Below are 19887 nucleotides of genomic sequence, written 5' to 3' on the forward strand. Positions count from 1 at the left end.
ACCGCCGGCAGCATTCATCATGACAGCGGCCAGGAAGCGCTATGTCTCCATCGGGCCTCCTTGACGCGGGTCACCGATCATAGGCGGCCCGCCCAGCAAAGATCATGACTGTTATCGGCCGGCGTCGGTGACCATCGACGTCCTTTCCAACGAGCCATAGCCAGGTCAAACACGGCAAACTAGGCGGTCTCCGACCGGGAGTCTCGGCTACACACCTGGTGCTATGGGGGTGTCGGCGCGGCCGAGGTCGCTGAGCGGGGATCGCGTTCGGGCGGGCGAGCGGCGGGACAGCAGGCATCCGGTCAGCGCGGCGGCGAGGCCGGCCAGCCCGGCCGCGGCGAAGCCGCCCGCTGGCGCGGAGACGTCGATCGCCACCCCGACGATCGGGGATCCGAGCGCGAAACCCGCGCTCTGCGCCGAGGATTGCAGGCCTGTCGCCTCACCCCGCACGGTGGCCGGCGCTAGCTGGCTCACCGCGTCGGCCACCGTCGAAAGGGTCGGCGCGGTGAGGAGCCCGGCGCCGACAACGGCCACGCACAACCAGGGCCAGCCGTGGGCAAGTCCGGCGGGAATCGTCACGAGCCCGAGCGAGCCGAGCAGCAGCCACGTGGGCAGTGGTCGGGGCAGCGCGCCATAGATCAGCCCGCCGGCGACGGAGGCCACGCCGAACACGGCTATGACCACGGCGGCCCAGGAAACCTGACCTGCTTCTTTGAGCGTGGCGACGATGGCGAGGTCGACGCCGCTGAGCAGCGTCGTGGTACCGAGCGCCATCGTGAGTACGGCAATCATGCTGACGCCCAGCCACTCCCGGCGCGGGGGCCGTCCGGTCGCGCCAAGGTCCGCCTCGTCCTCGGCACGCAGCGGCGGGTTGAGCAAGGCGATCCCGGCTCCGCCAGTCACGATCGCGGCGCCGACCCCCCACGCCACCAAATCGGGGGACATCTTTGCCGCGCACAGGATCACTATCGCCGGGCCTACTATGTACGACAGTTCGCCGTGCACCGATTCCAGCGCGAACGCGGCCCGGCGTTGTCCCGCCGTCGTCATCGCCGCGATCGCCTGCCTCGTAACCGGCTGGGCCGGCACCATCAGGAGACCCGCCGCGAAGGCGGCGGCCAGCAGGATCCCGTACGACAGAATCGGCACGCTCAGCCAGAACACGACCTGCAGTACGACAGTGACCAGCAGCACGGTACGCAGCCCTCGCCGGTCGATCATGCGGCCAAGCAGCGGCCCGCCCAGCGCCACCCCGGCGGTCAGAGCCGCCGCGACGCCACCCGCTGCCGCGTAGCTCATGTCCAGACCCAGCACGACATACATCGTCAGCGCCATCACGTCAGCCGTGATCGCGACACGGGCGAGCAGCGATACGCCCAACAGCGATGCCATCCCTGGTACGGCGAGCACCTGGCGGTATCTGGTCACCTGCTTGACGCTAGGCCGCCCGCCACCTCATAGGAAGTGGTTAGTTTGTTGGCGCTGGCATAATGAATCGTTATGGCGAGAGATCTTGAGACCGCGTTGCTGCGGTCGTTCGTCACCGCCGTGCGGGCGGGCAGCATCAGCCGCGCCGCGACCGCGCTCGGACATACTCAGCCCGCGCTCAGCCAGCAGTTGCGCAAGCTGGAGAGGGTTGTCGGCCGTCCGCTGCTGCACCGGTCGCCGTCTGGCGTCTCGCCGACCCGCGCGGGTGAGGAGCTCCTGCCGTACGCCGAACGCATTCTCTCGCTCTCCGCACAGGCACTCACCGAAACCGGACGCGCGCTCACCGGACACTGCGTCGTCGGGCTGCTCGAAGACCTCGCCGCGTCCCACCTTCCGCAGGCCCTCGCCGACCTCGCCCGACTGCACCCCGGTGCGACGCTGGAGGTGCTCAGCATTTCCAGCGCGGCGATGCGGGAGGCCTACGACGCGGGGCGCGTCCAGATCGTGCTCGACGCGGTGCCGGACGTTCCCGGGCCGCCGCGCTGGACGATACGCCGCCCGCTGGTCTGGGCGATCGGTCAGGGGGTGGACGTGGCTGCCGATCCGCTGCCAGTGGTGCTCTTCTCGAACCCGTGCTCCTGGCGTACATCAGTTCTGGAAACGCTGGAAGGGACCGATCGACGCTGGCGGGTGGCGTTCGAAAGCAACAGCCTGATCGGTGTGCTTGCCGCGGTACGGGCCGGGCTCGGCGTCGCAGCGCTCATGCCCGCGAACCTCGAACCGGTCATGGCCTGCCACGACGCGGACGCCCTGCCCACCCTGCCGGACGTCGAGCTCGGTCTCGCACGGCACCCACTGACTGAGGGTGATCCGCTGATCGATGCCGTGGAAACCACGCTACGACGCATGATTTGAGTGAGCGGCCCGATTCGGGCCGCGCTCAACGTCCGTCGACCGCCGTGGCGATCTTGGCCGGGGCGTTCAAGGGTGCGAGCTGCGACGCAGACCCGGTAGAACTAGGACGAAACGAGGCGTTCGAGGCGGCGGCGGGCTTCCTGGGCTGCGGGGTCGCCCACGTCCTCGTAGATCCGCACGGCCCGGCGCCAGGCGGCAGCTGCAGCTGTTTGGTCGCCCATCTCTTCCCGGGTGTCCCCGAGCCGGATGAGGGTCTCCGCCTCGTGATACCGGTCGGCGGAGTCACGAAAGAGTTGGATCGCCTGCTCGTAGCAGTCGGCCGCGCGGTCGCGTTGACCGAGGCGGTCGTAGGCGAAGCCGAGGCTGTCCAGCGTCGCGGCCTGGCCGTTGCGGTCGCCGCTGGGTCTCTGGTGGGCGAGTGCTTCGATGCAACTCTCGATGGCGTGGACGTAGTCGCCGGTGGTGGCCAGCAGCCAACCGATCGCGTTCAACGTCCGCGCTTCCCCCGAGCGGTTACCGGTCAGCCGGTAGAGCCGCAGCGCCTCACGACCGTGTGCGAGCGCCTCGTCGAGCCGGCCGTCCAGATAGCAGAGTTCGCAGTAGTTGTGCAGCGTCTGGGCCTGACCAGTCGGGTCGCCGAGACGTTCGTGTAGCTCGAGCGCGCGCTTCAGCCGGTACTCGGCCGCGGCGTGGTCGCCGAGTCGGGTCAGTGCGCGGGAGAGCAACCGGTTGGCGGCGGCCTGACCGGCGAGGTCGTCGATCTTCTCTGCCGCGGCCAGCGCGACCCGTTGGATGGCGAGCTGGTCCTGCCACAGGCCGCGCGGTGCCACGAACGTGTTCAACGCCCAGGCGATCTGCCAGGCGTGCACTTCGAAGCCGTTCTCGGCGGCCTGTCGGACCACCCGGATCAGCACCCGGTGCTCGGCTGTGAACCAGGCGAGCGCGCCGTCGTGATCGGTCGCCGGCCGCCTGTCGGGCACGGGCAGCGGGGGCACCGGCTCGATCGGGGGCCACTGCGGCTGGAGCAGTAGGGCGGCCGGATAGGCGGCGTGCAGGTAGTGGTCGTACAGGCGATGTCGGGCTGCTACGCGTTCGTCGACGCGCTCCGAGGACTCCGCGAGCTCGGCCGCATAGGCGCGCAGAAGATCGTGGAAGGCGTACCGGCCGGGCATGTGTTCGGCCAGCAGGTGGAGCCGGGTCAACTCCCGCAGTCGCGCCGTGACGGCCGCGGTCGACGCGCCGGCGAGCGCCGCGGCCGCGGCGGCGGTCAGGTCCGGGCCCGGATGCAGCCCCAGCAGGGTGAACAGCCGGGCTGCGTCCTGCCCCAGGGCCAGGTACGACCAGGAGAAGACGCGCCGGGCGTCACCGTCGGCCAACGCGTCCAGCCTCGCCTCGGCTGAGTGCAGTTCGGCCGCGATGGCACCGAGCGGAAACGTGGGATGGGTGGCGACGCGCGCCGCCACAATCGACAGTGCCAACGGGAGCTGGCCAGCGGCCTCGATGATGTCGGCCACCGCGGCCGGCTCGGAGGCGAGCCGGCTGGCCCCGAGCCGCCTGGCGAGCAGGCTCATCGACTCCTGGGCTGTGAGCACGCCCAGTGTCAACGGCGTGGCGCATTCGGCGGCGATCAGGCCGTCGAGCCGGTCGCGGCTGGTGACCAGAACCATGCAGCCGCCGGCTCCGGGCAGCAGCGCCCGAACCTGGGCGGAGTCGCGAGCGTTATCGAGTACCAGGAGCATCCGGCGCGAGGCCAGCAGGCTGCGGTAGAGACCAGTCCGGGCTTCCAGGCCGGAGGGTATCCGGGTGTGGGGTACGCCGAGCGCTTCGAGGAAGCCGGACAGGGCGTCTGGCGGGGACACCACGCCGGCTTCGTCGTACCCGCGAAGGTTCACATAGAGGTGCCCGTCTGGGAAGCGGTCGGCGACCCGGTGCGCCCAGTGCAACGCCAGGGCGGTCTTGCCGACACCAGCCATGCCTGACACCGCCGAGATGACCACGCTCGTCGGTTCCTGCGCCCCGTCGTGCAGGAGCGCGTCGAGGCTCGCCAACTCGGCGTTGCGGCCGACGAACTCGGGCACCGCACGTGGCAACTGCTCGGGGCGCTGGATGAGCGGCCCCGGCCCCGTGCTCGGCGCCGGCCCGTCCGCCCCCGTTGGCGGTTGCCCTGCCAGTTCCGGGCGGTGATGCAGGATGTCGTCGTACAACTTGATGAGTTCCGGCGCGGGATCGAGGCCGGTCTCCTCCGCCAGCACCTGCCGAGCCTGGCGGAAGGCCTCCAGTGCGCCTGCCGCGTCTCCGATGCGGTACAAGCCCACCATCAGCTGGCCCCACGCCCGCTGCCGCAGCGGATGCCGGTCAAGCAGGCCGCGCAACCGGTGCACCACATCGGCCGAAGCGCCGAGCGCCAGCACCGCCTCGGCGTAGTCCTCCTCGACGAGCAACCGGCGCTCCTCCAACTGCGCCACCCGCCGAGCTAGCGCCGGGCGCAGGGGCAGGTCGGACAGCGCAGCCCCCCGCCACAGGCCCACCGCGGCGGAAAGCTCGGCCTGTGCCCGGTCCACGTTCGAAGCGGCGAGCGCTTCGCGGCCCCGCGCCGCCGCAGCGTCGAACAGGTCCAGGTCCCGCTCGCCTGGGCCCACCCGCAGCAGGTAGCCGCCGGCCGCAGCGGTTATCCCATCCCAGGGCGCCCCGCCGCCCAGCGACCGCCGCAACCCGCGCACATAGGTGCGTAGGTTCGCAGCCGCCGACGCCGGCTCTTCGTCGCCCCACAGCATCGCGGTCAACTCGTTGGTGCCGACAACCTCATTCGGGCGCAGCAGCAGGGTGGCCAACAGGAGACGCTGCTTCACCGAGCCCAGCGGCACCGGCTGGCCTTCGTGGTACACCCGGAACGGGCCAAGTAGTTCGAAACGCAACCAGGCACCTCACATGTGGGCGCTGCCATCTGTCACCAGGCGCACAACACCCGGATGCCGCGGGCGAGTAGATGATCTATACGCCAGTTGTGCGGCGGTTGTACGGGCCCCACCGTACCGTTTCACCCGTCCTCCCCGCCCACCCGAGAGCACCTCCCATGCCCTGGCTGCCCAACGACGGCGCGTAGCCAAACGGGACCGATTGTCCACACCCTGCTTCGAGAGCATCAGATTCACCGAAGTCCAGGACTGGTGCGCTACTGACGGCTGTCGCAGTGGCGTTCGCAGCGATGGTCGTGACAGCAGATCCGGCGACTGCGTCAAGGCCATCCAGGGGATCGCGAGCGTCATCTCGATCACCAACCCGGCCCACCCGCTGGGCCACCGCCCTTGGCCCCAGATTGATCCTCAACCAAAGGAGATGCATGTCCTCGCTCCACTCCATCCGTCGCATGCTGAATAAGGCTGCTGTCCCCGTCGTCGGCGCCGCGTTGGCCATCGGCATCAACGTCGCCATCGCCACGCCGGCTGCGGCCAGCGGCTCCTACACCGGCAGGGCGTACGTCTACGGCAGCGGCGCGGTGTCTGACGACTTCGATGACGAGGGCGTCGTCAACGTCACTACGCACCGCAACTCGAACGTCGCCTGTCTGTGGCAAACCATTCTCTGGGCAAATGGTTACCTGCCCTCGTCCGGCATCGACGGCGTCTTCGGCGACCAGACCGATGCCGCGACGAGGAATTTCCAGCGCGACAAGAGCCTCGTCGCGGACGGCTCGGCAGGCCGGAACAGCTGGACGAAGGCTGGCGACAGGCTGGTGCAGCACGACAACCAGAACGGGTGGCTGTATGTGGTGTACCGCGGGGCAACGGGTTCCAGGAGCCCGTACAGCTCGCACGAATTCGTCTTGCAGCGTTCGCCCGACGGCAACTTCAGGTTCTACCCGCCTCAGGGCGGCGGCCCTTACTGGGCCGCCTACAACTCCCGCACCTGCTGACCTCGCCTAGCTAAGCCACGGCAATCCGGACGTCGTGGGAGTCGGCGGGCCCGCTGGCCCCGCGACGTCCGGATTCCGACGCACTTAGTACTCCAACGTCACTTGACTGCCGCGTCGGGTCGGGCGCGGTTGTGTGCCCCTGAGCCCGGTTCACTGTCCCCCGTGCCGACAGCAAGGGCGGCGCGTCGCGGGGGCGAGTGGTGACTAACCTTCCAGGCCATGGGTGAGGTGCGCAGGGCGACGGAGGCAGATGCAGCGGAGCTGGTTCGCCTGCGTGGGGTGTTCTTGGGGGAGATCGCCTCGCCCGAGCCGGCCGCTGACGAGTGGCGGGGTGTGACGTTCGAGGTCCTCCAGACCCGGCTCGCTGCTCCGGACCCGACAATGGTTGCCTTCGTTGTCGACCGTGTTGACCGGCCCGGCGCATTGGCTGCGTGTGCGGTTGGTGCTGTCGACTGCCGACTCGGCGGGCCAGACGATCCGACGAGCGAGCACGGATACGTTTTCAACGTGGTGACTGATCCGGACCAGCGGCGACGCGGGTACTCCCGACTGTGTATGACGGCACTGCTCGATTGGTACTGCGACCGCGGAATCCGGACTGTGGACTTGCGCGCCTGCCCGAATGGCGAGCCGCTCTATCACTCGCTTGGCTTCGTCCGCACGACTTATCCAGCTATGCGGCTCCGACTGGCTGCCTCAGAAGCCTGAAGAACGGCTACCGGGTAGCCAGAGGCCATGATCTGTACCTGGGCGTTGGATGACCTGTGGAGATCGCGGTGCCGTTGATCCCGCCCGCGCCGGTCCGTCGGCAGGGTGGTGGTCGCCGACGGGTGGACGACCGGGCGTTGCTGGCCGCGATCGTGTACGCGGACCCGGTGGTTGCTCGGGTCGCCGGGTGAGCCTGACAGTCCCAACGGCCGCGACGCGGACCAGCAGCTGGGTCGGCCGCGGCATGTCTAGCCATCGTCTCGATTGGTTAAGGGGCTTCGATTCCACAAGAGACCGCGGTGCGGTTCTGGGTGATGACGCCTTTGTTCGTAGCGGAAGGCGTCTTGTCGGGCGAAACCTCGATCAATCGGGTGTGCCGCTGGTCGCGGCGGCGGTGTCGGCGTAGAGCTGGGCGCTAGTGATGCGTCCGGCCGCGACTCCGAAGAGCCAGAGGTTCTGGAAGACGATCGTCTTGCCGTTTGCCTTGAGTACGGCCGTGTTGGCGAGTCGGGCGATGACGTGGTCGTCGGCGGCGAGGACGTCATCGACGACGGTGTCGAACGACTTCCAGACGGCGCCACCGCCCGGGATCTTCGCGAAGAAGTCGTCGAAGGCCGCGGGGCCGGTGAACTCGCCGCCGTAGGGCAGCGTGGTGGGCAGGGTGAGGACGACATCGTCGCGCAGCATCGGGAGGATGGGGCCACGATCGCGGTTGCCGAAGAGCCGGGTGACGGCGTACGTCATTTCGGCCCTGGTGTACGTGTCGCGGGTGCCTGAGGCTCTCGCCGCCGCTTCGAGCGACTCGGCGGCCTCGATGTCGGTGCCGATCACTCCGCCAGCGAAGGAGAAGTTTTCCGTCGGGACTCCGGTCATGATGACGAACACGTCGGCGGGACGGACGCCAGGACGCTCTTCGAGCAGGCGGACCAGCGTTTGGTAAAACCTGCGCTTGGCCCGCTCACCACGGTCTAGATCATCGGTGATCGTGAACACGATCCAGTCATCGGAGCGTGGGCCGCCACGGAAGCCACGGTTGAAGACAATCTCACCCGGGTCGTGCTGGTGGATGAGCTGGAAATTGTCATCGGGTTTGATGTTCAGCCCGGCGACCAACGCATCATGCACCGTCTCGGAGACGGAGGCGAGATACTGGTCCGACTTGCCGCGGGCCAGCGAAATGTCGACGAAGGGCATCTGCGCTCCTCTCGGTGCCCGGCGCCCGGTCGGCGTCCTGTTAATCATGTCGAACGGGGGCGCGTACCAGACAGTGGTCCGAGAAAGTGAAAGATCTGTCGGGTGCTGGGGTGGTATTCGGACAGACCGGTCCTCGCCGGCGCGCTGGTGACGGCACGAGCACATCCCGACCGTACTGCCGTACAAGCCGGAGCTGAGAGACGTCTTCGCCGGGAACGACGCCCTGCGCGCCGCAACCGCCTCGTTCAATGCGAGCCTGCAGGCCGGCAACTTCATGCTCGCCGTCCGCGCTCAGGGGCTGGCAGCCGATCCGATGGGCGGCTTCGACGCCGCCAGCATCGACGTCGACTTCCTTCCCGAAGGCCGGTTCCAATCGATCCTGGTGGTCAACATCGGACCTCCCGGCAAGGACCCCTGGTACCCGACTGCCGAGGCTGAACCACGACGACGTAGTGCGCTGGGCCTGAGCGGCGACCGTTCCTCGCCGCAGGTCGAACTGCGCGTGCCGGGCGGTCGCAGGAGTCGGCACCGCCGTGCAGAGGGCCGAGCCCACCTCGTCATGTCGCTTTGCAACGGAGTTCGATCGTGCCTGCGCCGGACATCTACGGAGAGTGACGGGAGTTCCTGCGTTCCGGCGCGCCCACTCGGCGGCGGAAGCGCGCACATGACCTTGGTCGGCGCGCGATCGAGCTCTTAGGCGTACGAGGGCCGGCGCGGGTCCAGCAATTCGGTGACGCGGCCACGATCGAGCACTTCGATGAGTGCGTCAGTCCCGTGTTCGATCTTGACCGCCGTCTCATCCGGGTGCAGAGGGATCAACGCGAGCAACGCGATTCGGCTGCCGCCGCGGACCTCGATGGTCCTGGCCTCGGGCGGCACACGCAGCATCGGTGTGACGACGACCCCGGAGAACAGGGTGCCCGCAGCGTACGGCTGCGCGGGGTCGCCATTCGGCACGGAATGCCATTCGCCGATCCAGGTGCCGTACTCGTGCGGCAGTCGAGCAATCTGCTTGAGGACTCGCAGCGGCCAGCCGGTCGGGTCGTCGTCCAGCCCGGTTACCTCAGTCAGCGGCCAATCGGCCGGCAGGCTGAGCATCAGTTCTGCGTACGGGCTGATGTCGTGGCCGTCCGGGATCGTCATCGGCAGGTCGCTCATCCCAGACGTGATCAGCGTCCGGTACGGGCGCTCCTCCGTCGGTCCCACGACGTAGACATGCACACCGACCAGGTGCGACGCGATCTCGTGGTAGACGAACTCGACAGGTCCGAAGTGCTCCTCAATGTGTCGATCGATAGCCTCGGCGAAGGCCTGCTGCGGGCCTTCCGCCGATACGAAGCCGTCGTGCAGCGACCGATGACGGAGAACTCCTGACCCGCGCGGCTCGTCCATGACGACGCAGCCTAGGTCACGGTCTAGCGAAGGCGCGACCTGACTCACGCTCATTGGCAGGGTCGGGCGGTAGCGGCTGGTGGCCGCGCGGTCAGCGGTGTGAGCGGGTATGTGGGCCTTGATCGGCCTTGCCGACACGTCCGTCAACGGCCGGTGACCACATGCGGCGCGTGCACTGTCACGATGACCACGTGATCATCCCTGGATACTTGGACGGGTACGAACCGCCGTTCCTACGATCGCCGCTGGTCGACGGGTCCGACATGATGTCGCACACGCTGTTCTGGCCGGCTTTCCTTTTCACCGTTGGCGGATCCGCGTCGGCGCCGGACGCCTTCAACGTCGATCCGGCTGACTTGGAGCAGATCGTCGACACCTTCCTCGACCCGAGCAGTTGGCCGGTATTCTCGCTGCCACTTCCCGGGCACTGTCGGCTGCACGTCATCATGCGCAACTTCGAAGACGATGGCGGCGTGGACTACGTGCTCGATCCTGGCACCGGCGACGCGGCTGTCCCTCTCGCCGCCATGGAGGGACACTTCCGAGGGCCGGCGTTCGCGTGGCCGGAAGTCGTCGCCGCAGCGCACCAGCCGGATCAGGTTCACACCCCGGCCGAGCGCCTGCTCCTGCTCGTCCCGGCCTGCGCCGACAGCAACCGCCCGCGCAAGGCCGTCGATCTGGTCGCGGAAGCCTTGACCGCTCTCGGCGCCCGGTCCGACGTACGTCAGGTCAGCGAGGAACTGCTCAATAGCCGCAGGTACTGGACACCGTGCCGGTGGGCAAACGTTGACGATGTCCTCGTCAGCCTTGGATCGCACGCCTATCGCCGCCACGGAGGCGAACTCTCGCCGGAACAACTCCGCCTCATCACCGACACGCTCCAGCCCTCGGGGACGACCGAACACCGGTAGCACACCCGCGCACTGCTTCGCGCTCCGAACGCTGGGCGTGCCGAGGGTTGCGACTGCTCGATGAACGAGTTACGGCAGATCCGGACGGCGCAGCTCGCCGTCGCTGACGGAAAGACGGCAGCCCGGGTGATCATCCATCGGCGCACTGCCCCTCAACCCGCCGCCCCTCATCCGGACCGCACCCTCGACATCCGCATATCGGCACGACTGAGCGCTCGGCCTGGCGACGCCTGTTATGGAACGTGACGCCCGCTCGGCGGCAGTTGCGTGCGCCGGAGGTATCGCGGGCATGCGCGCCCGTTGTGCGTCGTGGCACCTGCCCCGGAGCGTGCCGTGCTGAGGTGGTGTCAGGCGGTCCAGCGGTCTGGACGCCGACCAGGAGACCATGTTTACCAGTACGCTTCGTCGTCCCATGGCTCGAAATCGATAAAATCCAGCGGATCGTCGAGTTTGTCCAGGCCGGGAAGTCCCTCCGTGGCGAAGCGTCCACGCAGCCACTCCACCAGGGTGTCCGTCAGGTTGCCAGGCAGGGGCGGCCCTTGGTCGGCATGACGGGGTGAGACGATCAGCGGCCACTCGTCGGGGTCCCCCTCGGTCAGCCATCCAAACTGATCGCCGTCAATTGAGCTCGCGAAGGGTAGGAAGCCTCCAGGCTCAGGCCAGACAGGCAGGGGGTGGTACTGAGGAAAGTCCGCGCGGAGGCTGCGGTACCCGTCTAGTGCCTGCGCGGCGTGGTAAGCGAACCCGCGGCCATTGGTCCGCAACGGCGTGACGAAGCTCAGCCACTTCGACCAGCAGCCGGCCCCGTAGCGGTCCATCAGAGCCACGTACTCAGCGGGCAGCCGCGTGCCTAGCTCCTCGAACAGTTCCTCCCAGGTGCCGCCGCCGAGGTAGGGGGCCGCAGGCGGGGGCACGAGCAGGATCAGCGCCTCCAGCCCGGTACCCTCAGTGAGCGCGGCACGCCGCTGCGCCTCGGGTACCACCTGCGGCCGGGGCGCGGGCGGGGTCCATGGGCCGACGTTGTTCAGGAAGGCCGTCGGCCGCGCGGTCGCCGGCAGCGGCCCGATCCTCCCGCCGCCGGGCAGCGGAAGCCCGGTGCGAACGGCTGTGGACAGCGTCTCTAGCAACGGCATGTCGTAGCTGTGCCATGGGTTGACGCGCTGGTAGACGGCATCCTGATGGAAGACGACCACAGGCCACCGGTCCGGATCTTCAGACGCTGCGGTATCCCAGAACAGGTAGCCGGCCGATCGTGTCATCCCCCAGGCGAGCAAGCCACCAGGCGCGGGATGCAAGGCCGGAGGCTCAAACGGCGGGACCTCCTGAGAGGAGATGCGGCAGTGTCGGTGGGTGTCCCGCAGCCAGGTGGCATAGTCGAAACGCCCCTCTTGGACACAGGGAGTGTGCAACCAGACGAACTCACCGATGTCGAGCGGCCCGTATGCGGAAGCCACTGACTTGTAGTCGCCGGGCAGAGGAAGACCGAGCCAGGACTCCACCGCGTCCCAGTCGACGGGGACAGGAACGGCCGACGGCGGGCCGAAAATCGCGGCGAAGGACGACGTATCCACGAGCGGATTGTGGCACCGGCCTCGCGTCAGGTTTGCACGGCCACCCTTCCCGCCAGGTACCGACAGGCGGATGTTGGACGGCCCAACGAGTGCACCGGCGTGCGGGGGTTGCACCAGGCAATCTCACCGGGTCGGGCCGCCATGCCGCTGCGACAACGCCGTCGGCAGAGGAGACGTTGCCCGTGGGATCGGTGTCTCAGATGACGGAACCGCGGCGAACTCCAGCCCTCTCACCCGCAATGCTCCACATCGATCTAAGCAAACCTGCTGGCGTAGCGTTAGGTGACCCGAGACGCCGGCCAGCGATAGCCGTCCGGGGAGCAGCGACACCGTCTTGTCAGCCGCGGGATGCGTGACGTGCCTATTGCCGAAGTGACAGTGTCAGCGGACCAGGTTGTCCAGCAGGCGGTCCAGCTCCGCGGCGGGATCGGCGGTCAGGCCGGTGTGCACCGGCCCGGCCTGCAGGATGGTGCTGCGCGGGGCGACCAGCCACCGGAACCGTTCCCCCGGCGTCATTCGGTGCGCCGGGCCGGCACCGGAGCAGGTCCGGTCCCAGGATTCCAGCGCCCCAGCCACCGCCACCAGGTCCACGTCTGTCGCGAACGCCCGCACCCGGTCGGCGTCCAAATGGGTACGGGCGCCGAGGAAACCGAGGGCCTGGCAGTAGAGGATCACGCCCACGTTGATTTGCTCACCCCGCTCTACCCGGGGCATCAGCCGGATCACCGCGTACTCGAAGGGCTTCCTCACGCCGCGCTCCCCGTGGGCAGCCAGGAGGCGCTGTGCGCGAGCCGGCGGGTCAGATGATCCGTATACGCTGCCCGGGCCTGGTCGGGGGCGTCAAAGTCCGGCCCGGCCAGCCACTCGTCGGGCACCAGCGCGAGCACCTCAGTGAGCAGGTCCGCAGTGATCCGGGGCGCGAGCTCGGCCTCGGCTTCGGCGAGCCGGGTGGCATACGAGGCGAGCGCATGGTCGTCGGCCCGAAACGGACGGTCCACCACCGCGTCGGCCCGCGGCCAGTTGTGGTGGAAGTAGAGGGTTGCACCGTGGTCGATGAGCCACAGCTGCCGGTGCCAGATCAGCATGTTCGGGTTACGCCAGCTACGGTCGACGTTCTCCACGTACGCGTCAAACCAGAGCACCTGCGAGGCCAGCGCCGCGTCCACCGGATGCGCCACCGGGTCGTAGCCGAGCGCGCCGGGGAGAAAGTCCATCCCCAGGTTGGCGCCGCCGCTGTTGCGCAGCAACTCCTGCACCTCCTGGTCGGGCTCGGCCCGGCCGATCACCGGATCGATGTCGAGCACCACCAGTCGGGGCACCGCCAGTCCGAGCCGACGGGCCAGCTCGCCGGAGACCACCTCGGCGACCAGCGCCTTGCGACCCTGCCCAGCGCCGCTGAACTTGGCCACGTAGGTGCCCAGGTCGTCGGCCTCGACCACACCGGGCAGCGAACCGCCCTCGCGCAGCGGGGTGACGTACCGGATCCCGGTGAAATGACGCAGCACCCGCCCACCCTAGCCGAGAGAGGCCGCGTCCGATCGAGCCCATATACAGGAAGTCGCAGGCCAGGACGCCCCTGGCTGAGCGGTCAGGAACTCGGTCCAGGTCGTTTGCCACCCCGGCCCCGCTGCTGCGCGGGCACCGTGAACTGGCTGCCCGGAGGTGGACCTACCCGCACCGACGTGCTGTCACGATCCCGGATCAAGAACCTGAAGGGCCACGTCCCCTACCGCGCGGTGCGAGCAAGCTCCTCGACCACCTGCCACGCGCGATCGAAATCGAGCACGCGTTCTCCCCTCTTGCCGACATTTCACGTTGTCTTGTCCCCCGTGTGTGCCCCGTATCGGGCACGTGTCGGGCACGCTGGCAGCTCGGCCAACGCGGCGTCCCGCGAGACCCGACCCGACATGTTTTGGCTGCCTTGCCCGCCCCGCTGCGCCTGCCTCACGGTCCGCGTCCACAGGACAGCAGGTGTGATGGTCACCGCCCTACCATCCTTCCATGGTGCTGACCGCCTCCCGCCGCGTCCGGCGCCGGATCAAGATTGCCCTCGCCGCGTCTCTTGTCCTGCTCGTGCTATTGACCGCCTACCTCACAGTCACGCTGCGATACGAGTTGACCCCCGGCAGCCGCGGCTGGTATCCCGACGCATATTCAGATGTCACCGCGGGCGATGTCACCGAACACCGTCACCTCGCCCGGTCCGGCCGAACCATCGAATTCGCTACGAGCATCGCGAATCCGGGACCGTTGACCGTGCGGCTAGAAGAGGTGGTCGACGACGGCGGAGTCGACTACACCCTCGAAGGGGTGCGGATGAACGACCGCCGCCCAGGCGCAGGCATGTCCGCACTGGACGCGGCCCCGTTCCGGCCGATCGACCTCCGCCCAGACAGCGAGGTCCTGGTGTACCTGACGCTGCGACTGCTAGAGGTTCCGAACACGACATGCGCAGGGTTCTGGCTCCACAGCCAGCGGGTGCGCTTCAAGGTGCTCGGTATGACCCGCGAACAACTGGTGCCGATGAGAAACGTCATCAGCGTCTTGACGCCAAAAGCCAACGGCCAGCCTTGCGCCGCCGAAACTTGGAATATGCCGATACCTGGCGTGTGAGCCCAGGGGCAATCGTTGGCGAGCCGGCAGCTTCAGACGACAGCTGCGCCAGCCGCCGTTGGTCGAACAGGCGATGGGCCAGCACCTGACCCTGCTCGCCGTCGTCAACGCCGCAGCCGCCGGCGTCGACGACCTCGCCGACGCGCGCACCAGCTTCCCCGGACTCGGCGAGGTTACTGGCACCCGCGTCCTAGCCGAGATCGGCGACGACCGTATCCGCTTCGAGACCCGCCCGCAAGCTGCGCGCCGGTTACCCGCGCCTCCGGCCGGATGCGCACGGTGGTCCACCGCCAGGTCAAGAACCAGCGACTGGCGGCGGCCGGGCTCACCTGGTCCTTCTGCTCTCTGCTGGCCTCACCCGGCGCCAGAGCTCACTACGACCGCCGCCGGGCCGCCGGCGACCGACCACGCCGCAGCCCAACGCAACCTGTTCAACCGCATGCTCAGCGCCCTTCACCACTGCCTAGCCACCGGCACCGCCTACGACGAAACCAAGGCCTTCCCTGTCAGGCCAGAAGCGGCGGCGCCAGCTGACCTCCCAGCTCGGCCTCTGAGGAACATCGGAACGAAAAGTAGCGCTAAGAATGATCTTCAATAGGCCAACCGGGCGCCGACATCGGTGCCGATCTGGGCGGTGACGCACTGGAACGGACAGGTCTAGTTGTGATGTGAAGCGATCCACTTCGCTCTTGCAGGGCGGCATCGCCGCCGGGTTGGCTCGGGGGATGGCGCTTATCGCATACGACAAAGCCGACGCCGCCGCGTTCGAGGCGACCCGTCATCTGGGCGACGACGCGCTCGGCGCGTGGCGCGAGGCGATCACCCGGTACCTGAATCCGCAGCCGGACATGCGTCTGCTTGACCTCGGCTGCGGCACCGGAAGCTGGTCACAGGCCTTCCGCACGTGGTGGCCCGCCACCGACGTGATCGCCATCGAACCGTCCGCCGCGATGCGTGAGCGCGCCCTGCTCAAGCCAGTCCTCAGCGGCAACGCTGCCGACATTCCGGCCGAGGACGAAAGCATCGACGCGGTCTGGATCTCCACGGTCATCCACCACGTTCCCGACCTCCCGGCCGCCGCTCAGGAGATCCGCCGCGTCCTGAAACCCGGTGGCCCAGTCCTGATCCGTTCCGCCTTCCCCGGCCGTCACGAGGGCATCACCCTTTGCCACTTCTGGCCCGAGACGATCACTGCGCTGAACGACAGTTACCCGACCGTGGCCACCATCGAAGCCGCATTCGCCGCCTCGGGCTTCACCACCGCCGGGCTCGAGCCGGTCGCGCAGATCTCCGCATCATCGCTGCAGGAGGCCGCCACCGGCTTGCGCCGCGAAGCGCACACTCTGCTGCAGCTGATCAGCGATGACGCATACGCGCAAGGTGCCGAACGGCTCCACGCGGCCGCGCGGACTGCAACCGGCCCATTGATCGATGTCCTCGACCTACTGGTACTTCGTTGACAGTCCGACCCGGCTGGCTCAAGACGATTCGGGTCGTCGTGTTCACCACCTCCGCCATCGACGCCGACATGCTGACGACGCGCGCCGGTCCATCACCCCCCTCGTGCGATGGACTGGCCGCGCGTCTGCAGCGGATCAGGAGACCCACGTCCAGGAGCGGTCGACGCCGGAGCCGGTGCCGAGGAATGTGCCCGTCGGGTAGTCCATGACGATCGTGTCGTCCGGGAGCACCCGCACGATGAAGGCCTCGCCCCCGTCGCGCTGCCGCCCACCGAGGGCAGGCTCGTCGACATACCGCCCGTCGGCCCAGTAGCCGCCGCCGCCGTGGACGCCGGTCAGCGCCAACACCCCGTCGTTCGCGGCGGCGGCCGCGAAGGTGTCGTCGGGCAGGCCGGGCTGCTCCTGCCAGCGGTTGCCCGTCAAGGCCCACACCCGTCTCGCGCTCGCGGAGCTGGACCCGCTCTCCGGATCCACACTGACCAGCCAGGCGTCGGTGCCGTCCGGCGAGACCAGCAGGCCCGCGGCGCCCGCCACCGTGGGCAGCGTCCGCCAGGTGACCGCCCGGTCGTCGCTGACGGCGACGGTCATCCGGTCGCCGTTGCGGACCGCCACCCACAACCGGTCGTCGCCACCCTCGATGAGCCACTTGTCGGCGTTCGTCCTCAGGTCGAGCGGCGGTTGCGCCGGGACCGCCACCCCGTCAACCCGGACGAGTTGTCGACGGTTGCACAAGGAGCGCGACAACCCGTCGTCGTCCGGGCAGCGCAGCAGGTAACCGTCGCGGCTCGCGAAGGCCAGCCGGGTCACCCGCGGCGGGGCGTCGACCGAGTGCTCGGTGAAGGAGGCCCCGCCATCCGTGGTGACCAGGTACCGGTTGCCGGTGGCGACGGTGAGTTGCTGGTCGTCCACGGGCAGCAGGCCCAGACCTCCCGGCGTCGTCGGCTCGTTCACCACCCCCGGGAGCGCCTTCCTCTGCCAGGTGGCACCACCGTCGGCCGTGCGCGCGAGGTCACGCTGGCAGTCGGTGGACCCGACGTCTTCGGAGTCGCAGGTGTCGAAGAGCGCCCAACCGTGCCGGGCGTCGACGAACTTGAGCTGGCGCAGCTCGCCGCGAACCCCGGGCACCGTCACCTTCCGCTGCACGGGCCGGTCGTCTGGCGGCGACGCGGTGGGGCTCGGCGCCGGGGTCGGCGGGTTGCCGTCACTGTCCCGCCCGGCCAGCGCGTACGCGCCAGCGGGGCCGGCCAGCAACAGAGCCGCCACGCCGGCCAGCAGGCCACGGCGGCGCACTCGTCGCTCTCGGACCCGGCGTCCCGCTGCGGAGAGGCCGGGCGGGCGGAAGGTCGGTGCGGTACGTCGCTCGAACTCGGCGAACAGCTCGTCCAGGTCGGTCTCACGCACGGTGGGCCTCCTGCCGGTCGGTGAGGTGGCTGGCCAGAGCAGCCCGGCCCCGGCTGAGCCAGGACCGGACCGTGCCCTCGGGCGCGCCCAGATGGTCGGCGATCTCGGCGACGCCAAGCTGGGCCAGGTGGTGCAGGACGACGGCCCGGCGCTGGTTCGCGGGCAGGGCGGCCAGCGCGGCGGTGAGCGCGACCCGGTCAGGTTCCGGGCCGGGCACATGCTCCTCTCGCTGCCCGGCGAGGTGCCGGACGGCGGTGCGCATCCGGCGCAGCCGGCTGGTGGCAAGGTTCCAGGCGACCCGCCGCACCCAGGCGGACGGGTCGTCGTACGTGCTGATCCGGTCCCACCGCTCCAGCACACGACAGAACGCCTCCTGTGTGAGGTCCTGCGCCTCGGCGTGGTCCCCCAGGTACGCGTAGAGCTGCACCGCCAGGCGGTGGAAGTGCGCCTCGTAGAAACTGGTGAACTCCAGCGGCGGTGGTGCACCGGGTGCCCCCGGTCGGTGCCCTACGGTCATGTCGGTCCTCGATGTCGGGCGGGTCTCGTCACTGTCACGTGCAGGGCGTCCGATCCGCTGCACCCGATCTCCGATGGCCGGTCGCCGGCCCTGGATCCGGCGTAGCTCCGACATCACGTCCGTGCCGAGCGATCCTGATCCCCGACTCCCGTCGTCCGCGCAGCCGCAGTGCCTCATCACCTGGCGATCCCTGATATGACCGGGCGGAGATGCAATCTCCCGGGAACCCGGACGCCCTGCCGGGCGACTACCGGCACATGGGGTGTGAGCAGTGGCGTTAGGTCTTGTCGGCCCAGCTCTATGACGAGGCCGCCGCATCCGAGCCGGCCGGAGTCGACGCACCTCGACCTGCGCGCCAGCTGCCACAACTGGCTGGACCGGGCCGTCGCGGTGGCCCGACGGCCCCGGCTGACCGTCACCGGTCAGGCGCCGGACCGGACCGCCGCCATCCTCGTCAGCACACTCGTTCTGCTGTCGACCAACGACCTACGCCGAGAACAGAGAAAGGTCGAGGCCGGGTGACCTTTTGGGCATGGCGTCCAGCAGGGGCTCGCCCCATGTGGACAGATGCACTTCCCGCGGCACCGGCGGCCGGCCCATCTCGGTCAGAACTTCGTTCTCTAACGCGAGCGAGGCGGCCTGAGTGAGGCACAGGGTGTCGTCAACGTCCACGATCACAGCCCGAATCACAGGCTCAGCCTAATACCTGAACGTGATCTCGCTTGTCTGCGCCGATAGTGGGATCGCCGGGCTCGGGCCTGGGATGTTCGTCGCCAGATCGACCAGAGCAGGGCGTGCGCTGGTGGAAGCGGCAGCATGAGGATGAAGGCGTTGAGCAGTCGGCGTATCTCGGCGACGGTCAGGGTGATGATCTCCTGCTCGGTGTCGGGCTGCTGGGCAGCGAGGATGGTCAGGACGGCCAGGGCGAGGATGGCCAGGGTGATGAATCGATGCCAGGCGTTCCAGTTGCGGACCTGGTAGTGGTCCAGGCCGACCTGGCCTTTGCCGGTCTGAAACAGTTCCTCGATGCTCCAGCGGGAGCCAGCCACGGTCACGAGGGTGTGCAGCGGCACCGGGCGAGGTGACCAGCACAGGTAGAAGGCCAGCTCTCCGGTGGTGCGGTTGCGGCGGATGAGCAGCCACCGGTGCTCACCCGGCCGGGTGGCGGTGGTGATCTAGGCCCACAGGTAGTCGCGGGGCCCTTTCGCGCCCGGCCCGCAACTATGCAGCTGCCACTGCGCGGTGGGGATCTGCTCGGCGAGGTCGTCGACGCGCACAAGGGTGCGGCCGTCGTTGACGTGCACGCGTCGGTGGCAGCCGACGGCCAGGACGTAGCCGATCCCGCGGTACTCCAGGTCAGCGCGCAGGCCGGGGTCGGCGCCGTAAACCTCATCGCCGGACACCCACCCGGCGGGGACACCCGCGTCGAGCGCGGCGGCGATCATCTGCCCCGCCAAGGCAGGCTTCGTAGCGAATTCGATGCCGTCCGGCGCGGCGGCCCGGGAACGTCCGGCACCGCGTCGAGCACGAGAGCCGGCCCGACGCGGCGAGCGGCCCGCGGTGGCGCCCGCCCAGCCGTCGCACCCAGGTCAACAAGGCCCCAGCACGCCATTGCGGAGGCCGGGAACCGCGATGGAGCGCGATCCCGGCCCCCGCATCACTCACAGTCCCGTCAAAGCAGGCCGTCGGTCAGGCGCCCAGGAGCCCGCCCTCCACGCTGGCATGCGCGTCGCCGGTTACACCGACGTCCCCCGCGATGCTGCCGATGCCGTGCAACGGGCCCAGGTCTCCGGTCACGCCACTCACGCCGAGCCCGCCGACGGTGCCGTCCAAAGTCCCGCCGAGGTCACCGGTCACGCCGCCA

The 19887-nt window shown here is 68.8% G+C and carries 18 protein-coding genes and 1 pseudogene; 8 read left to right on the forward strand and 11 right to left on the reverse strand.

Annotated features, from left to right (window positions below; translation table 11 throughout):
- Positions 1-207: 207 nt before the first annotated feature.
- On the reverse strand, positions 208-1428 hold the full coding sequence (locus ACIBBA_RS12485) for an MFS transporter (protein WP_396696558.1): 1221 nt from the start codon (positions 1426-1428) through the stop codon (positions 208-210).
- Positions 1429-1500: 72 nt separating this feature from the next.
- Between ACIBBA_RS12485 and ACIBBA_RS12490 the strand changes: the two genes are divergently transcribed.
- A complete protein-coding gene (locus ACIBBA_RS12490; RefSeq protein ID WP_396696559.1) occupies positions 1501-2343 on the forward strand; it encodes a LysR family transcriptional regulator in 843 nt (280 codons plus the stop codon).
- Between the two features lie 101 nt (positions 2344-2444).
- Here ACIBBA_RS12490 and ACIBBA_RS12495 read toward each other — a convergent pair whose 3' ends face one another.
- Complete coding sequence (locus ACIBBA_RS12495) at positions 2445-5228, reverse strand: AfsR/SARP family transcriptional regulator (protein ID WP_396697036.1); 2784 nt, start codon at positions 5226-5228, stop codon at positions 2445-2447.
- A 455-nt stretch (positions 5229-5683) separates the two neighbouring features.
- Between ACIBBA_RS12495 and ACIBBA_RS12500 the strand changes: the two genes are divergently transcribed.
- The 3 genes from ACIBBA_RS12500 to ACIBBA_RS12510 all read left to right on the forward strand — a co-directional run bounded on the left by ACIBBA_RS12500 (position 5684) and on the right by ACIBBA_RS12510 (position 7155).
- Positions 5684-6256, forward strand: coding sequence for a peptidoglycan-binding protein (locus ACIBBA_RS12500; protein ID WP_396696561.1), 573 nt, complete (start codon positions 5684-5686; stop codon positions 6254-6256).
- Positions 6257-6475: 219 nt separating this feature from the next.
- The gene (locus ACIBBA_RS12505; protein ID WP_396696563.1) at positions 6476-6964 is read left to right on the forward strand and encodes a GNAT family N-acetyltransferase; all 489 of its coding nucleotides are present in this window, start codon (positions 6476-6478) and stop codon (positions 6962-6964) included.
- 56 nt (positions 6965-7020) lie between these two features.
- On the forward strand, positions 7021-7155 hold the full coding sequence (locus tag ACIBBA_RS12510) for a hypothetical protein (RefSeq protein ID WP_396696565.1): 135 nt from the start codon (positions 7021-7023) through the stop codon (positions 7153-7155).
- 172 nt (positions 7156-7327) lie between these two features.
- Here ACIBBA_RS12510 and ACIBBA_RS12515 read toward each other — a convergent pair whose 3' ends face one another.
- Together ACIBBA_RS12515 and ACIBBA_RS12520 are read right to left on the reverse strand one after the other, a co-directional pair.
- A complete protein-coding gene (locus tag ACIBBA_RS12515) occupies positions 7328-8158 on the reverse strand; it encodes a tautomerase family protein (RefSeq protein WP_396696567.1) in 831 nt (276 codons plus the stop codon).
- Positions 8159-8851: 693 nt separating this feature from the next.
- Entirely contained in the window at positions 8852-9550 is a 699-nt protein-coding gene (locus ACIBBA_RS12520) for a suppressor of fused domain protein (protein WP_396696569.1), read from the reverse strand.
- Positions 9551-9741: 191 nt separating this feature from the next.
- Between ACIBBA_RS12520 and ACIBBA_RS12525 the strand changes: the two genes are divergently transcribed.
- The gene (locus ACIBBA_RS12525; RefSeq protein WP_396696571.1) at positions 9742-10461 is read left to right on the forward strand and encodes a hypothetical protein; all 720 of its coding nucleotides are present in this window, start codon (positions 9742-9744) and stop codon (positions 10459-10461) included.
- A gap of 389 nt (positions 10462-10850) precedes the next feature.
- Here the strand turns inward: ACIBBA_RS12525 and ACIBBA_RS12530 are convergent, their stop codons facing one another.
- From ACIBBA_RS12530 to ACIBBA_RS12540, 3 genes are all read right to left on the reverse strand, one after another.
- Positions 10851-12032: a hypothetical protein gene (locus tag ACIBBA_RS12530; RefSeq protein WP_396696573.1), complete on the reverse strand. Its 1182-nt coding sequence runs from the start codon at positions 12030-12032 to the stop codon at positions 10851-10853.
- 381 nt (positions 12033-12413) lie between these two features.
- Complete coding sequence (locus ACIBBA_RS12535; RefSeq protein ID WP_396696575.1) at positions 12414-12782, reverse strand: DUF3037 domain-containing protein; 369 nt, start codon at positions 12780-12782, stop codon at positions 12414-12416.
- Positions 12779-13537, reverse strand: coding sequence for a HipA family kinase (locus ACIBBA_RS12540; RefSeq protein WP_396696577.1), 759 nt, complete (start codon positions 13535-13537; stop codon positions 12779-12781). The genes ACIBBA_RS12535 and ACIBBA_RS12540 overlap by 4 nt, the downstream gene beginning before the upstream one ends.
- A gap of 496 nt (positions 13538-14033) precedes the next feature.
- Between ACIBBA_RS12540 and ACIBBA_RS12545 the strand changes: the two genes are divergently transcribed.
- Both ACIBBA_RS12545 and ACIBBA_RS12550 read left to right on the forward strand, forming a co-directional pair.
- Positions 14034-14645, forward strand: a complete 612-nt coding sequence (locus tag ACIBBA_RS12545) for a hypothetical protein (protein ID WP_396696579.1) — start codon at positions 14034-14036, stop codon at positions 14643-14645.
- A gap of 725 nt (positions 14646-15370) precedes the next feature.
- Positions 15371-16105 carry a class I SAM-dependent methyltransferase gene (locus tag ACIBBA_RS12550; protein ID WP_396697038.1) on the forward strand — a complete coding sequence of 245 codons (735 nt, stop codon included), beginning with the start codon at positions 15371-15373 and terminating at the stop codon, positions 16103-16105.
- A gap of 135 nt (positions 16106-16240) precedes the next feature.
- Here the strand turns inward: ACIBBA_RS12550 and ACIBBA_RS12555 are convergent, their stop codons facing one another.
- Both ACIBBA_RS12555 and ACIBBA_RS12560 read right to left on the reverse strand, forming a co-directional pair.
- On the reverse strand, positions 16241-17506 hold the full coding sequence (locus tag ACIBBA_RS12555; protein WP_396696581.1) for a WD40/YVTN/BNR-like repeat-containing protein: 1266 nt from the start codon (positions 17504-17506) through the stop codon (positions 16241-16243).
- On the reverse strand, positions 17499-18023 hold the full coding sequence (locus ACIBBA_RS12560) for a SigE family RNA polymerase sigma factor (RefSeq protein ID WP_396696583.1): 525 nt from the start codon (positions 18021-18023) through the stop codon (positions 17499-17501). Before ACIBBA_RS12560 ends, ACIBBA_RS12555 begins: the two co-directional genes overlap by 8 nt.
- A gap of 300 nt (positions 18024-18323) precedes the next feature.
- Between ACIBBA_RS12560 and ACIBBA_RS12565 the strand changes: the two genes are divergently transcribed.
- Complete coding sequence (locus ACIBBA_RS12565) at positions 18324-18545, forward strand: hypothetical protein (RefSeq protein WP_396696585.1); 222 nt, start codon at positions 18324-18326, stop codon at positions 18543-18545.
- Positions 18546-18709: 164 nt separating this feature from the next.
- Here ACIBBA_RS12565 and ACIBBA_RS12570 read toward each other — a convergent pair whose 3' ends face one another.
- Together ACIBBA_RS12570 and ACIBBA_RS12575 are read right to left on the reverse strand one after the other, a co-directional pair.
- Complete coding sequence (locus ACIBBA_RS12570) at positions 18710-19096, reverse strand: transposase (RefSeq protein WP_396696587.1); 387 nt, start codon at positions 19094-19096, stop codon at positions 18710-18712.
- 102 nt (positions 19097-19198) lie between these two features.
- Positions 19199-19525 (reverse strand): annotated as a pseudogene (locus ACIBBA_RS12575) (transposase); the annotation flags it as partial.
- Positions 19526-19887: the final 362 nt, after the last annotated feature.

Source organism: Micromonospora sp. NPDC051006 (assembly GCF_044456245.1).
Classification (GTDB): Bacteria; Actinomycetota; Actinomycetes; order Mycobacteriales; family Micromonosporaceae; genus Micromonospora.